Genomic DNA, 13,882 nt, shown 5'->3' with positions numbered 1-13,882 from the left:
CGGCAACGCCCTCGGCCATGGCCTGTGCCCACTGCTCCATCTGTTTGTCCCGGTTGGCGTACGCCTCGTACCACATGTCGTCGGTGACCTCGTAGTGGTCGCGGCGCTCACCGGGGTCGCGACGCCGGGCGATCAGCTCGACCTGCATGAGGTATCGCACCGCGCCCGACACCGCGGCCGGGCTCACCCTGAGGCTGTCGGCTATCTCACCGGCGGTCATCTTGCCGTCCTCGGTCACGAGCAGCGCGGAGAACACCCGCGCGGGCATCCTCGCCAGTCCGGCGTCGGCCAGGAGCAGCGCGAACCGCTCCACGAACCGCTCCACGTCGCCGGGCTCTCCCTGAGTGCTCGTCACGTTCCGTATCATCTCCTCTCCACGTGTGGCCGCCGTCAGATTTATACGCTTTCTTAACTTCACAAGTTTGTGAAATCACAGTACGTTCTGAACCATGACAACCGCAATCTCCGTGTCCGGCCTGGTCAAGGCCTTCGGCCGGACACGTGCGCTCGACGGACTCGATCTGACGGTGCGCACCGGGGAGGTGCACGGCTTCCTCGGCCCGAACGGGTCCGGCAAATCGACCACCATCAGGGTGCTGCTCGGTCTGCTCCGGGCCGACGCGGGCGAGATCCGCCTGCTCGACGGGGACCCCTGGACCGACGCCACCTCCCTCCACCGCCGTCTCGCCTACGTGCCGGGCGACGTGTCGCTCTGGCCGAACCTCTCCGGCGGCGAGGTCATCGACCTGCTCGGCCGACTCCGCGGCGGCCTCGACGAGCAGCGCCGCGCCGACCTGCTGGAGCGGTTCGACCTCGACCCGACCAAGAAGGGCCGGGCCTACTCCAAGGGCAACCGGCAGAAGGTCGCGCTGGTCGCCGCGCTCGCGTCGAACGTGGAGCTGCTCATCCTCGACGAGCCGACCTCCGGTCTCGACCCGCTGATGGAGGCCGTCTTCCAGGACTGCATCACCGAGGAACGCGAGCGCGGCCGCACGGTACTGCTGTCCAGCCACATCCTCGCCGAGGTCGAGTCGCTGTGCGAGCGGGTGAGCATCATCCGCCTGGGTCGCACGGTCGAGACCGGGACACTCGCCGAGCTGCGGCACCTGACCCGCACGTCGATCTCCGCGGAGCTCGGCGCCACGCCGAACGGCCTGTCCAACCACCCCGGGATACACGATCTGCAGGTCGACGGCACCCACGTGAAGTTCGACGTGGACACCAAGGAGCTGGACGCCGTGCTGCGCCGGCTGACCGAGGTCGGCGTGCGCAGCCTGACGAGCCAGCCACCCACGCTCGAGGAGCTGTTCCTCCGGCACTACGAGGCGGACCTGGCGAAGGAGAACGGCCGGCACCCGGCGGTGGCGAAATGACCGCGACCGTCGCCACGCGCCCGGCCCCCGTCACGACCGGGCAACGGGACGGGTTCGCCGGCACGGGCGCGCTGCTGCGCCTCGCGGCGCGGCGGGACCGGGTGGTCGCCACCGTCTGGATCCTGGTGTTCGTGGTCATGGCCGCCAGCTCGTCGTCGGCCACCCAGGACCTGTACACGACGGCCGAGTCGCGGGTGCGGGCCGCGAACGCGGTCAACAACACCCCCGCGACCGTCGCCCTGTACGGCCGGGTCTTCGACCCGACCTCGGTCGGCGCGGTCTCGCTGATCAAGCTGGGCGCCATGGGTGCGGCGCTGGTCGCGCTGCTCGCGATCTTCACGGTCGTGCGGCACACCCGCGCCGAGGAGGAGTCCGGCCGGGCCGAGCTTGTCGGCGCGGCGGTGGTCGGCCGGTACGCACCGCTGACCGCGGCACTGCTGCTGTCGACCGGCATCTCGCTGGTGCTCGCGGTGCTGACCGCGCTGAGCCTGGCCGGGACCGGGCTGCCGGCGACCGGCGCGTTCGCGTTCGGCCTGTCCTGGGGCGGCGCGGGGATCGCCTTCGCGGCGGTCGGCGCGCTCGCGGCGCAGGTCACCGAGAGCGCACGGGCCGCACGCGGCCTCGCGGCCGCCGTGCTCGCGGCGGCCTACCTGCTGCGGGCGGTCGGGGACACGGCCGGCACCCACGACTCGATCTGGCTCTCGTGGCTGTCGCCGATCGGCTGGGCGCAGCAGGTCCGGCCGTTCGCCGGCGACCGCTGGTACGTGCTGGTCTACCTGCTGTTCTTCGCGGGACTGGTGTCGGTCGGGGCGTACCTGCTGGTCGCGCGGCGGGACCACGGCGCGGGCCTGCTCGCGCAGCGACCAGGGCGGCCGAGGGCGAGCGCGGCGCTGTCCAGCCCGCTCGGGCTCGCGGTGCGGCTGCAGCGTGGCGGCCTCGTCGGCTGGACCATCGGCCTGGCGCTCGGCGGCCTGGTGATGGGCAGTCTCGCCTCGCAGGTCGGCGAGCTCCTCGACAGCGACAGCGCCCGCGACATGATCACGAAGCTGGGCGGCCAGCGCGGGCTGGTGGACGCGTTCCTGTCGGCGGAGCTGGGGATCATCAGCTTCATCGTGTCCGCGTACGGGATCTCGGCGGCCATGCGCCTGCGGGTCGAGGAGACCGCGTTCCGGGTCGAGCCGATCCTGGCGACGCGGACCAGCCGGTGGCGCTGGGCGGCGAGCCACGTGGTGGTCGCGCTGGTCGGCACGACGCTGCTGATGCTCGTGTTCGGTGTGCTGGGCGGGTTCGCACACGGGGCGGCCAGCGGCGACATGAGTCAGTTCGGCCGGGTGCTGGGGGCCGCGCTGGTGCAGCTGCCCGCGGTGTGGGTGCTGACCGGCATCACGGTGCTGGTGTTCGGGCTGGCGCCCGGCCTGATCATGGCCGGCTGGGGTGCGCTGGTGCTGTTCCTGCTGCTCGGACAGCTGGGGCCGATCTTCGAGCTGCCGCGGTGGTTGATGGACGTCTCGCCGTTCACGCACACGCCGAAGCTCCCGGGCGGCGAGTTCTCCGCCACGCCGCTCGTGTGGTTGACGCTGGTGGCGGCCGCACTGCTGGCGGCGGGCCTGGCGGGCTTCCGCCGCCGCGACCTCGGCTGACCCGCTCGCCGGAGGACGCCTTACTCCCCCACGGGGTGAGCAAGGCGTCCTTCGCGGCCGGTGAGAGCTGTCACCACCCCGGGCGATTCGGGACCGGACATGCGAACGTGTATGACGTGTCGACGTCGCGCCTGCCCCGAGAGGTGTGGGTACTGGTGGCGGCGAACTTCATCATCGCGCTCGGGTACGGGCTCGTGGCGCCCGCCCTGCCGACGTTCGCACGTGCCTTCGACGTGAGCGTGACGGCGGCGTCGGTCGTGGTGAGTGCCTTCGCCGTGGCCCGGTTGGTGTTCGCGCCGGCGAGCGGGCGGCTCGTCTCGCTGGTGGGTGAGCGGCGGGTGTACCTGATCGGCATCACGATCGTGGCCGCGTCGACCGGCGCGTGCGCGTTCGCGGCGAACTACTGGCAGCTGCTGCTGTTCCGGTCGCTGGGCGGCTTCGGGTCGACCATGTTCACGGTGTCGGCCATCGCGCTGCTGATCCGGCTGACGCCGGCGCCGCTGCGGGGACGGGCCTCGGGGTTGTGGAGCACCGGATTCCTGACCGGGAGCGTGGCCGGCCCACTGTTCGGCGGCGGGTTGCTGACCGTCTCACTGCGGGCGCCGTTCGTGGTGTACGCGGTCGCGTTGTTGGTCGTGGTGGTGTTCGTGTGGTGGTTCCTGCGGCACTCGACGCTGACGGCCGCGGTGGCCACGACCTCGGCGGACTTCACGCTGCGGTCGGCCCTGCGGCACCGGTCGTACCTGGCGGCGCTCGGCTCGTCGTTCGCGAACGGATGGGCCGTGTTCGGGGTGCGGGTCGCGCTGGTGCCGCTGTTCGTGGAGGAGGTCCTGCACCGAGACGGCGCCTTCGCGGGCACGGCACTGGGCGTGTTCGCGGCGGGGAACGTCGCGATGCTGGTGGTGTCGGGCCGGCTGGCCGACTCGTGGGGGCGCAAGCCGCTGGTGCTGGCGGGGTTGGTGGTGTCGGGGTTCGGCACGGCGTGGGTCGGGATGACGACGACCCTCCCGTGGTTCCTGACCGCCACGGTCGTGGCGGGCCTCGGCGCCGGCCTGCTGGGACCGCCGATGCAGGCCACGGTCGCGGACGTCATCGGCTCACGCGGCCGGGGCGGCCCGGCGCTGGCGACGTTCCAGATGGCGGCCGACCTCGGCTCGGTCCTCGGCCCGATCGTGGCCGGCCTGATGGCGGACCACCTGTCGTACGTGACGGCCTTCGCCGTGACGGGCGCCCTGTGCGGGCTGGCGGCGCTGGGGTGGGTCACCGCCCCCGAGACACTGCCACGCACACCTCACCAGACGCACGAGGCGACCCGGCAGCACCCGACCCCCGACGAGGCGCTGGGCACGGAACTGCCGGGCCGCGAGGACGGCCTAACGGAGGGGGACCACCGGGCGACAGACCCGGCATGAACCCGACCGACGACAGAGCCGCCCTCAGCAGGAGATTCGGCGCCGAGATGGTGCGCGGCATCAGGGAACTGGCCCGCGAGGGGTACAACGCGAACTACTTCAGGCAGATGCTGGCCACCCACGGCCCGGTCGAGGCCGCCCGGCGCCTGGTGCTCGACCCCACGCCCTCCGAGGGGCTCTGGCGGCTCCAGCAGATGGACCGCCTCGACATGAGCGTCGAGATGTGGGTCCAGCTCCCCTGGTACCAACCGCTCTTCGAGCCGGAAGTCCGGGAGCAGGCGAGGAAGAAGCTCGAAGCACTGCGCGTCGACGTGCCGACCGAGCTGGCTCGGCTGGTCGGACGGCTCGATCCCGACGGGGAGCGGTAGCGGCCGGACGATGGTGCCGCCCGGCCGCTCACCTCAGTTCACCTCGGTCGCGTAGCGAAGGATCATGAAGTCGAACACGAAGCTGGTCACCTTGCCGCTGTGGGTGCGGCCCACCCAGACGGGGTAGCTGCCGTCGCCCCAGCCGGACTCCACGGCCAGGAGGTTGGCGCCCGACTCCGGTTCCGGGACGTTCGCGACGTGGGTGGTCATGTCGTCGTACGCGTCCTCGATCGTGTCCTCGTAGGCCTCCGCGACGTCGGCGTCCACCAGGGCCAGGCGGCCGCCCTCCACGCCTACCGAGAAGTAGCTGTCGTCGCCCAGCATGCGGACGTCCTCGCCCTCGCGCAGGGCCGGTTCCCAGTGCGTGGTCGGCTCGTCGGAGATCACCAGCTTGGCCGCCGCCACGCTGGTGTGGTCCTCGTCGTCGGCGAACCTGATCACGGACACCAGCAGGGGGTACTCGCCCGGCTCGACGACGTCCACGTACGGCTCCTGCTCGTGCAGCCACGGGTCGAGGTCCGCCGCGACCAGCTGGCCGCTCGGCAGCCACAGGCGACCGCCCTCGGACACCTCGACCGTCACCTCGCGGCCGTCCTCCAGGCGCCACCGGCCGCCGTCCACAAAGGTCTCGTCGAGGGCCTTCGGCCGCATGGGCCGCGGCGGGTGCCACGGCAGTTCCTCGGGAACGGCGTCGGGCTCGGCGACGGCGCGGACCGTCAGCTGCAGCGGCGGGAGCAGCTCATCGAGGTACGCGAGCGTCACCCAGTCGCCGAAGCGCGGCATCGGGCGGGACGTCTTCGCCAGGTCCAGCGGCTCGACGTCGTCCGGCCAGTCCTCGGTGCTCCACTCGTTCCGGTCGCCGTCCAGGGCGTACTCGGCGGACAGCGAGGGCACGTCCGCGTCGAACTCCGGCTGGTCCGGGCCCGCATACGCCCACTGCTCCACCAGCCGCAGCACCAGCATGCCGGTGCCGTCGGCGGTCGGGATGCGGCGCAGCTCCACCAGCCGGTCGCGCCGGCCGTCGTCGTCGAACAGCCACACGGCCGCATGGCTTGCCTCCCAGCACACCTCGACGAGCACCAGTGGCCGGTCCTGCGCGAGCAGGACCACCGCGTACTGCTCGCCTGCCGCGTCCCTCTCCCGCGCGACCGCCGCCGGCAGGGGGCGTACGACCGAGCCCGAATCCGGGTCCCAGCCCTCGCAGTAGACGACTTCCGCGGCAATGGTTTGGTTGGTCACCGCTTGATACTGGCACCAACGGTCTCGCGTAGGTTCGGGGGCATGGCGACACTGGTTTCGTTCCACGCCCACCCGGACGACGAGTGCATCGCGTGCGGCGGGGTGATCCGCAAGGCCCACGAGAACGGTCACCGGGTGGTCCTGGTCGTTGCCACCCGAGGCGAGCTGGGCGAGATCCCGGAGGGCTTCCTCGACGACGGCGAGGAGCTGTGGCAGCGCCGCGTCCTCGAAACCCAGGCGTCGGCGGACATCCTGGGCGTCGACCGCGTGGAGTTCCTTGGCTACACCGACTCCGGGATGATGGGCGAGCCGACGAACGACCAGCCGGGCACCTTCTGGACCGCGGACGTCGAGGAGGCCGCGGCCAAGCTCGCCGCGATCCTCACCGACGAGAACGCCGACGTGCTGACCGTGTACGACGACCACGGCGGCTACGGCCACCCCGACCACATCCAGGTGCACCGCGTCGGCATGCGGGCCGCCGAGATCGCCGGCACGCCCCGCGTCTACCAGGCCACCATCAACCGCGACCGCGCGCTGGCCGGCCGGCGCGAGTTCGACCGGCAGAACGGCGTCGAGACGCCGGAGCTGGCGGAGGACTTCGGCACCCCGGAGTCCGAGATCACCTGCGCGGTCGACGTGACGGCGTACGCCGAACACAAGCGCCGCGCCATGCGCGCGCATGGCAGCCAGATCAGCGAGCAGTCGTTCTTCCTGGCGATGCCGGACGAGGCGTTCAGGTTCGCGTTCGGCACCGAGTGGTTCATCCGTGCCGGTCAGGGCCCCGGCATCACCGAGACGGACGTGCTGGAATGACCCTGTACCACGAGGTGACCGGTCCGGCGGACGGGACGCCGGTGGTGCTGTCCGGCTCGCTCGGCAGCGACCTACGGATGTGGGACCCGCAGGTGGACGTCCTCGCGGCGGCCGGTTTCCGGGTGGTCCGGTACGACCACCGCGGGCACGGCCGCTCCCCGGCGCCGGCCGGCCCGTACGCGCTGGCCGAGCTGGCACAAGACGCGCTCGACCTGCTAGACCACCTCGGACTGGCGCGAGTGTCGTGGGTCGGGCTGTCCCTGGGCGGCATGGTCGGGATGTGGTTGGCGGAGCACGAGCCGTCCCGGGTGGACCGGCTCGTGCTGTGCTGTACGTCGGCGGCACTGGGACCGGCGTCGATGTGGCAGGAGCGGGCCGCCGTCGCCCGCGCGGAGGGGCTCGAGCCGCTCGCGGACGCGGCGCTCGGCCGCTGGCTGACCCCGGCGTTCGCGGAGGCCCACCCGGACACGGTGACCTGGCTGCGGGAGATGCTGACGAGCCACTCCCCCGAGGGCTACGCGTCGTGCTGCACGGCCATCGAGACGATGTCCATCGCGGACTCGCTCGACACGATCACCGCCCCGACGCTGGTGATCGCGGGTGCCGACGATCCGGCCACCCCGCCCGACCACGGCCGGCGCATCGCCGACGCGGTGCCGGACGCCCGGCTGGTGGTGGTGCCCGGCGCGGCCCACCTCGGCAACGTCGAACAGCCGGCCGCGTTCACCGGCCTGATCATCGGGCACCTGCGGCCGGACCGGCGGGCGACGGGCATGTCCACCCGGCGCTCCGTGCTGGGCGACGAGCACGTGGACCGGGCGGTGGCCGGGACCACGGAGTTCACCCGGCCGTTCCAGGACTACATCACCGAGGGCGCGTGGGGCAGCGTCTGGTCGCGGCCGGGGCTGGACCGGCGGACCCGCAGCGCGGTCACCCTGGCCGCGTTGACGGCGTTGCGCGCGCACGAGGAACTGCCCATGCACGTGCGCGCGGCACGCCGCAACGGCCTGTCCGAGGCGGAGATCGCGGAGATCCTGCTGCACACGGCCGTCTACACCGGTGCCCCGGCGGTGAACGCGGCCTTCGCGATCGCCAGGCGGACGCTGGACGGGGAACACTAGCGCGGCATCAGTCCGGCGACAGGCAGGTAGAACGCCTGTGGGCGGTTGGCGCCGGTGAGCAGTGACCGGAGTGCGTCGGCGGTGAGCTCGCGCGTCGTCTTCCCGTCGTCGAAACCGTTCCCCAGCTCGCCGCTGTAGTGCACGACCACCTCACGGGTGACGTCGGTGGTGTCGATCCGCAGGACGACGATCTCGGACCCGCGGGCCTCGGGACGGCCGTTGTCGACGTCGGGTCCTCGGCCCTTCGGTGCCGACCGGATGGCGGCCACGGCTCCTTGTGCGCTCCTGCCGGTGATGCGACCGGACGACAGCAGCGGTGGCGCGGGGTCCGACTTCAGCGTGTACCGGCACACCGAGATCGCCATGACCGTGTCCGCCGGCGGAAGGCCCCCGACAGCCGGGTCGGGCCGGTAACCGTCCGGGTCCGCGGCCACGGGGTGGTCGGTCGGGCAGCCGTACCGGTCCAGGCCGACGATGGGTCGAGCCGAGCCGAAGATCGCGGCCCGCAGTGCCCCGTCAGGGCTGAAGACGGTGATGAACACGTCGTCGACCCGGCGGGTTTCCTCGACCCAGCCGTGGTCGAACCCGCGTACGCCGGCCTTGTTCCTCGTATCGAAGTAGAGCGAGCTCGTCCGCTGGTCCGCTGGCGGATACTCCGAAGGGCAGCCGATGGCGAGGATCATCCGTGGTCTGCCGACGGCGCCGGGTGGGGTCGCACGCCGGGCCTGGCCGTCTGGCGTCGCGGCGCACCAGTCCGACCGAGGAGCGCCCTCACCCCAGTCGGGGGGCACCTGGACCTGGACCCCGCGATAGGACTCCCACCGCCACCCGGGATTGGGATCGTCCGCGGTGGGCGACGTGCCGTGGACCGTCGCCACGATGGCCACCGGGATGCCCACCGCCAGCGCCACGATCGCCGCGATCGAGGCGTTGATCCGACGTCGGCGGCGCCTTCCGGCGATGGCGATGGCCTTCTCCGGGAGGCCGTTCACCGCGGGCGCGTCCTCGGCGTGGTGCCGGAGGGTGCGGGTGAGTGCGGACGTCAGCTCATCGTCGAGACCGGTCATGGCGTGGTCGCCTCCTCGGTTGTGTCGATCTTCGTGCGGAGGGTGGCCAGGCCTCGGTGGATCTGGGAACGGACGGTGTTGACCGAGCACGCCAGGACGGCCGCGATGTCGGCGTCCGAGTAGTCGTCGTAGTAACGCAGCACGATCGCGGCACGCTGCCGGGACGGGAGCTGCTGGCACAGCGACCACATGGCGTCCTCGAGGACGACCGCCCCCGCGGTGTCGGGGTGCGTGGTCGAGTCGGCGAAGAGCGTCGGGTCGGGTTCGAGCCGTTCCCTGCGCAGGAACCGCCGCCACCGCGACCTGTCCGCGTTCACCACGCAGCGGCGCACGTAGGCGTCCGGGCTGCCCCGCACCACGATGCGCTGCCAGCGTTGACATGCGGCCACCAACGCGTCCTGGACCGCGTCGGCCGCACGGTCGTGGTCCCCGATCACCAGGTACGCGAACCGCGTCAACGCGTCGCCGTGCGCTTCGACCCAGGACTGGAAGTCCGGGGGATCCTCGCTGCTGCTCATGGCGGCCACCTCCAGTGGTACCCACGCCCGAGCCGCGCGAGGCATTGCATCACGGTCAGGTGAACATCGACGCCAGCTTCTCCGGGGCCGGGGCGCCGTCGGCGATGACCACGCTGTACGTGCGGGTCAGCGTCTCCTCCGGGGCCACCGGAACTTCCGCGGAGAAGAACGGGGCCGGGCAGACACACGCGAACGGGGTGGTTCGGACGAACCACTCGACCGGGTGACCCGGGTTCGTCGGCGCGTCGACGAAGACCAGTGTCGACGTGCGGCCGGTGCCGTCGTGGCGGCCGCGGAACGCGAGCCACGGGGCGCGGGTGCCCATCAGCTCGTCGCCGCCCGTCGCGTCCGGGGTGATGACCTCGCCCTGGGTGAACGACCTGGGGCCGCGCCACATCAGGCCGCCGTAGCCCGCGTTGGGGCGGCCCTCGGTGGTGGGGCTGCCGATGCGGAGCTCGTTGCCCGAGACGTTCCTCATAGCCGTGGCGAAGGTCAGCGACCAGGCGCCATCCACTGTGGACAGTTGGAGGTGGCGTTCCTCCTCGAACCACGGGGAACCGTCGGCGGTGAGCCACTGGAGACCCTGGGTCACGGTGGTGCCCTCGACCGCCAGGGACCTGTGGACCACCGAGCCGTTGTTGTCCAGCTGGACGTAACCCCTGTCGCGCACGAAGGTCGGGCCGCCCCAGAAGTTCTGGCCGGCGACGTGCGGCAGGGACCACGAGATGCCCTTGTGCCACACGTGGTCGTGCGGGCGGTAGATCGCCACCTCGTCACCGTTCAGGGTGCGGACGGGGTAGAAGTACGGGCGCGGTGACTCGATCGCCGGCTCCGGCGGGCGGTACACGTACCGGCACAGTTCGACGCCGTCGTGCACCACCGCGAGGGACTCGCCGGAGTCGGTCAGTTCCACGGTGCCCCCGGTCCGGGCATCCGGTGGTAGAACGGCGAGTTCTGGTCCAGCTCGCCGCGCCGGATCCGCCGGCCCGTGAACGCCGACGCGTAGATCGCCGCGATCAGCTCCACCGTTCGACGGGTGTCCGACAGGGACACCGGCGGCTCGGTGCCCGACTCCAGCGCGGACAGGACGGCGTCGAACTGTGCCTTGTGACCGCTCTGCCGGTCCGGCGGGCCGTCCGCCCACGCCGAGGCCACCGACGACTCGTGGCCCGGCGCCGCCGTCACCCGCCAGTTCTTGTCGGAGTAGCCGTAGACGTGGTCCAGCTCGACGGTCGCGTGCTCGAAGTCGAACCGCAGGTAGCTCCGCTCACGCGGCGACACCACGCTGTTCACGACCGTCGCGATCGTGCCGTCCGCGAAGGTCACGATGGCGCACGACAGGTCCTCGGTGTTCGTCGGCTTGGCCTGGCGCGCCGCCACGGCCACGACCTCCCGCCACTCCCCCAGCACCGACAGCAGCAGGTCGAACTGGTGGATGCCGTGGCCCATGGTCGGGCCGCCGCCCTCGACGTCCCAGTTCCCGCGCCACGGCACGGCGAAGTACTCGTCCGCGCGGAACCACAGCGTGTGGCACACCGCCACCAGGGGCCGGCCCAGCCGCTCGTCGCCCATCAGACGGCGCAACCGCACCGCACCGCTGCCGAAGCGGTGCTGGAACACGGTCGCGAAGAACGCGCCGGACGTCGCCGCGGCGTTGGCGATGGCGTCCAGTTCGGCCAGGCTCAGCACCGGTGGTTTCTCGCACAGCACGGAGATCCCGCGGGACAGGCACGCGACCGCCTGCGACGCGTGCAGACCCGGCGGCGTGCACAGGGTCGCCAGGTCCGGTTTCTCGTGGGCCAGGAGCTCGTCCAGGCTGGGATACACCGCCGGGACGGACCACTTCGACTCGTACGCGGCCAGTCTCGCCGCGTCGACATCGGTCGCGGCGATGATCCTGGCTCGTCCGCCCTGCGCCGCAAGCGCCTCCGCGTGGAACGCGGCGATCCCGCCGGTGCCCACGATCGCGACCTCGACCATCACCTCACAGTAACCGAGACGTCGCGCTCCTCGCTCGGTCCGATCTCACGTTCTGGACCGGAAATGGTTGCGGCAAACGCTTTCCGCACGTCAGCGCTGGATGCCGCGAGTCGAAGTTCCACCTCGCCGGGCTCCACGATCCGCCGGCCGGACAGCCCGGTGAACGCGGTCGCCTCCGCCGGCACGGCGAACGTCACCCGGCGGGACTCGCCCGGCGCCAGCCGCACCTTCGCGAACCCCAGCAACCGCACGACCGGCCTGACCACCTGCGCCACCGGGTCGTGCAGGTACAGCTGGACGACCTCGGCCCCGGCCACGGGACCGGTGTTGGTCACCGTCACCGACACGTCGAGACCCTCGCCCTCGAAGCCCGACCAGGAGAACGTGGTGTAGGAGAGCCCGTGTCCGAACGGGAAGGCCGGCGTCGGGTCCACGGAGCTGGCGTTGTTGCGGCGGCCGAGCGGCGGCGCGAGGTACGGCGACGGCGACGCGTACGGGTCCGCCGGCACGCTGACGGGCAACCGCCCGGCCGGGGAGACGCGACCGGTCAGCACCCCTGCGACTGCCGGCCCACCCTCCTCGCCCGGGAAGAACGCCTGCACGATCGCCGCGCACCGGTCCACGTACGCGCCCAGCGCATACGGCCGGCCGGTCAGCAGCACCAGCACGACCGGCGTGCCCGTCCCGAGCACGGCTTCCAGCAGCTCCGCGCCGGGTACCACCAGGTTCTCGGCGTCGGAGCCCTCGCCGGTGGTGCCGCGTCCGAACAACCCGGACGTGTCGCCCAGTGCGACCACGCACACGTCGGCGTCCCGGGCCGCGGCCACCGCCTCCTCGCCGCCCTCGGCGTAGACCACGGCCTCGCCCAGCGCCTGCCGCAACGTCGGGATGGCGACACCCTGTCCCGCGGTCGGGATGTGCTGCGGGAACGTGTAGCAGCCGAGCATCGCCGACGTGGTGTCCGCCTGTGCGCCGACCAGTGCCACCCGCGCGCCGGCCCGCAGCGGCAGCGCGCCGTCGTTCGACAGCAGCACCACCGACTCCTCGGCGACCCGGCGGGCCAGTGCCCGGGCCCGCGGCGGATCCAGGTCCACAGTGGACGGCTGTGGCGACGTCCAGCCGGGGTCGAGCAGGCCGAGTGCGCACTTCTGCGTCAGCACCCTCGTGAGCGCGGTGTCCACGACGGACTCCGCGACGTCGCCGGACAGCACCGCGTCCAGCAGCGGCGTGCCGTAGCAGCGCACGTTCGGCAGCTCGACGTCCACGCCGGCCGCGAGCGCGAGCGCGGCCGCCTGGCCCTGGTTCGCCGCGAGGCGGTGCTGCGTCTCGATGAAGGAGACGCCGAAGTAGTCGGAGACGAGCGTCCCGTCGAAGCCCCAGGTCTCCCGCAGCAGCCCGGTCAGCAGCGCGTGGTTGGCCACCGGCGGGACGCCGTCGATGTCCGCGTACGAGTGCATGACCGACTCGGCGCCGGCACGCACGGCCGCGAGGAACGGTGGCAGCAGCACGTCCGCCAGCTCGCGTGGACCGATCGCGACCGGACCGAAGTTGCGGGCGCCGCGCGACGCCGAGTACCCCACGAAGTGCTTGAGGGTGGCCATGATCCCGGCCGACCGCAGACCTCGGACGTACGCGGTGCCGATGGCCGCGACCAGGTGCGGGTCCTCGCCGATGGTCTCCTCGGTGCGACCCCACCGCACGTCCCGCGTCACGTCCAGCACGGGCGCGAGTCCCTGGTGGATCCCGACCTCACGCATGCTGGTGCCGATCGTGGCGGCCATCTCCTCGACCAGGTCCGGCGCCCAGGCCGCGCCCCACGCGAGCGGGATCGGGTAGACGGTCGCGCAGTGGGCCATGAACCCGGTCAGGCACTCCTCGTGCGCGATGGCCGGGATGCCGAACCGGCTCGCCGACATGATCTCCGCCTGCAGGTGCGCGAGCCGCGCCGCGCCGGCGGCCGGCTCGACGGGCGCGCTGCCGAACGGCCGCGTCAGCTGTCCCAACCCGTTCTTGATCAGCTCGGGCCAGTTCAGGTCGCCGTCGACCAGTTCGTGCTGGAACGGCGCGACCTCGTCCTCACTGTCCGAAGAGGACTGTCCGAGCCACACCCCGTACAGCTGTCCCAGCTTCTCCCGCAACGTCATCCTGCCGACCAGGTCGGCGACCCGCTCGGCGGCGGGCTGCGCCGGATCTCGCCACGACTCGTCGTGCATCCCCGCACTCCAATCCGAAAGTTTCGACCCACACCAGCAGCCAATTCTCAAGCTAACGGCGAGAACTACCGGTAGCAAGGGATTGACCCGAGTGTGACGGCCGTCGTAACCTTCGCCCCAACTACCGGATGTAAT

13 protein-coding genes and 1 pseudogene are annotated in these 13,882 nt (G+C 71.9%); 7 read left to right on the top strand and 7 right to left on the bottom strand.

Features of this window, described 5'->3' with window-relative positions; translation table 11 throughout:
- A partial coding sequence (locus tag ACJ73U_RS04815; RefSeq protein WP_407776292.1) for a GbsR/MarR family transcriptional regulator occupies window positions 1-355 on the bottom strand: 355 nt, incomplete at its 3' end.
- Window positions 356-449: 94 nt separating this feature from the next.
- On the opposite strand from ACJ73U_RS04815, the gene ACJ73U_RS04810 reads away from it, so the two are divergent.
- The 4 genes from ACJ73U_RS04810 to ACJ73U_RS04795 all read left to right on the top strand — a co-directional run bounded on the left by ACJ73U_RS04810 (window position 450) and on the right by ACJ73U_RS04795 (window position 4,793).
- Window positions 450-1,373 carry an ATP-binding cassette domain-containing protein gene (locus ACJ73U_RS04810; protein WP_407776291.1) on the top strand — a complete coding sequence of 308 codons (924 nt, stop codon included), beginning with the start codon at window positions 450-452 and terminating at the stop codon, window positions 1,371-1,373.
- Window positions 1,370-3,013, top strand: coding sequence for an ABC transporter permease (locus ACJ73U_RS04805; RefSeq protein ID WP_407776290.1), 1,644 nt, complete (start codon window positions 1,370-1,372; stop codon window positions 3,011-3,013). The genes ACJ73U_RS04810 and ACJ73U_RS04805 overlap by 4 nt, the downstream gene beginning before the upstream one ends.
- A gap of 116 nt (window positions 3,014-3,129) precedes the next feature.
- Window positions 3,130-4,425 carry an MFS transporter gene (locus tag ACJ73U_RS04800; protein WP_407776289.1) on the top strand — a complete coding sequence of 432 codons (1,296 nt, stop codon included), beginning with the start codon at window positions 3,130-3,132 and terminating at the stop codon, window positions 4,423-4,425.
- Window positions 4,422-4,793, top strand: coding sequence for a hypothetical protein (locus ACJ73U_RS04795; protein ID WP_407776288.1), 372 nt, complete (start codon window positions 4,422-4,424; stop codon window positions 4,791-4,793). Before ACJ73U_RS04800 ends, ACJ73U_RS04795 begins: the two co-directional genes overlap by 4 nt.
- 33 nt (window positions 4,794-4,826) lie before the next feature.
- Here the strand turns inward: ACJ73U_RS04795 and ACJ73U_RS04790 are convergent, their stop codons facing one another.
- Window positions 4,827-6,032 carry a DUF4241 domain-containing protein gene (locus tag ACJ73U_RS04790; RefSeq protein WP_407776287.1) on the bottom strand — a complete coding sequence of 402 codons (1,206 nt, stop codon included), beginning with the start codon at window positions 6,030-6,032 and terminating at the stop codon, window positions 4,827-4,829.
- Between the two features lie 42 nt (window positions 6,033-6,074).
- On the opposite strand from ACJ73U_RS04790, the gene ACJ73U_RS04785 reads away from it, so the two are divergent.
- The 3 genes and pseudogenes from ACJ73U_RS04785 (at window position 6,075) to pcaC (ending at window position 7,969) form a co-directional block, all read left to right on the top strand.
- A complete protein-coding gene (locus tag ACJ73U_RS04785; protein ID WP_407776286.1) occupies window positions 6,075-6,848 on the top strand; it encodes a PIG-L family deacetylase in 774 nt (257 codons plus the stop codon).
- Window positions 6,845-7,588: pseudogene (gene pcaD / locus ACJ73U_RS04780) on the top strand (3-oxoadipate enol-lactonase); the annotation flags it as partial. The gene ACJ73U_RS04785 and the pseudogene pcaD, both read left to right, overlap by 4 nt.
- A 6-nt stretch (window positions 7,589-7,594) precedes the next feature.
- A complete protein-coding gene (pcaC, locus tag ACJ73U_RS04775; protein WP_407776293.1) occupies window positions 7,595-7,969 on the top strand; it encodes a 4-carboxymuconolactone decarboxylase in 375 nt (124 codons plus the stop codon).
- Here the strand turns inward: pcaC and ACJ73U_RS04770 are convergent.
- The 5 genes from ACJ73U_RS04770 to ACJ73U_RS04750 are packed head-to-tail and all read right to left on the bottom strand — an operon-like array spanning window position 7,966 to window position 13,747.
- The gene (locus tag ACJ73U_RS04770) at window positions 7,966-9,036 is read right to left on the bottom strand and encodes a hypothetical protein (RefSeq protein ID WP_407776285.1); all 1,071 of its coding nucleotides are present in this window, start codon (window positions 9,034-9,036) and stop codon (window positions 7,966-7,968) included. The two genes, pcaC and ACJ73U_RS04770, sit on opposite strands and share 4 nt — an antisense overlap.
- Window positions 9,033-9,554, bottom strand: coding sequence for a SigE family RNA polymerase sigma factor (locus ACJ73U_RS04765; RefSeq protein WP_407776284.1), 522 nt, complete (start codon window positions 9,552-9,554; stop codon window positions 9,033-9,035). Before ACJ73U_RS04765 ends, ACJ73U_RS04770 begins: the two co-directional genes overlap by 4 nt.
- Window positions 9,555-9,609: 55 nt before the next feature.
- Window positions 9,610-10,467 carry a PmoA family protein gene (locus tag ACJ73U_RS04760; RefSeq protein ID WP_407776283.1) on the bottom strand — a complete coding sequence of 286 codons (858 nt, stop codon included), beginning with the start codon at window positions 10,465-10,467 and terminating at the stop codon, window positions 9,610-9,612.
- Window positions 10,458-11,534, bottom strand: a complete 1,077-nt coding sequence (locus ACJ73U_RS04755; protein ID WP_407776282.1) for a Gfo/Idh/MocA family protein — start codon at window positions 11,532-11,534, stop codon at window positions 10,458-10,460. The genes ACJ73U_RS04760 and ACJ73U_RS04755 overlap by 10 nt, the downstream gene beginning before the upstream one ends.
- Complete coding sequence (locus ACJ73U_RS04750) at window positions 11,534-13,747, bottom strand: glycoside hydrolase family 3 N-terminal domain-containing protein (RefSeq protein ID WP_407776281.1); 2,214 nt, start codon at window positions 13,745-13,747, stop codon at window positions 11,534-11,536. Before ACJ73U_RS04750 ends, ACJ73U_RS04755 begins: the two co-directional genes overlap by 1 nt.
- Between the last annotated feature and the right edge of the window lie 135 nt (window positions 13,748-13,882).

This window comes from Actinophytocola sp., from assembly GCF_045807065.1.
Classification (GTDB): Bacteria; Actinomycetota; Actinomycetes; order Mycobacteriales; family Pseudonocardiaceae; genus Actinophytocola.
This window is presented reverse-complemented; position numbering and strand designations above follow the sequence as displayed.